We start from the raw sequence: 367 nt of genomic DNA on the forward strand, positions 1-367 counted from the left end.
GGAGAGGCATTCCACACCGGTTGTATTCCGTTTTACAAGCACTTTCAGACTGCCGTAAAAAGCTGCTCGCAAGGTGGTGTGCGCGGCGGCGCTGCAACACTGTTTTATCCGCTGTGGCACCTTGAAGTGGAATCACTGCTGGTACTGAAAAATAACCGTGGTGTTGAAGAGAACCGTGTTCGTCATTTGGATTACGGTGTGCAGTTTAACCGCCTGATGTACACCCGCTTAATTAAAGATGATTATATTACGCTGTTTAGCCCATCTGATGTACCCGGCTTATACGATGCGTTTTTTGAAGATCAGGAAAAGTTTGAGCAGCTGTATGTGCAGTACGAAAACGACAGCAGTATCCGTAAAAAACGCT

General features: G+C 46.6%; 1 protein-coding gene. It reads left to right on the forward strand.

Annotated features, from left to right (window positions below; translation table 11 throughout):
- Positions 1–367 (forward strand): ribonucleotide reductase barrel domain-containing protein (locus tag R0J87_RS18880; RefSeq protein ID WP_498888137.1); only part of this gene is annotated, 367 nt, incomplete at both ends.

Source organism: Halomonas sp. SIMBA_159, from assembly GCF_046536035.1.
GTDB classification, from domain to species: Bacteria; Pseudomonadota; Gammaproteobacteria; order Pseudomonadales; family Halomonadaceae; genus Vreelandella; species Vreelandella venusta_A.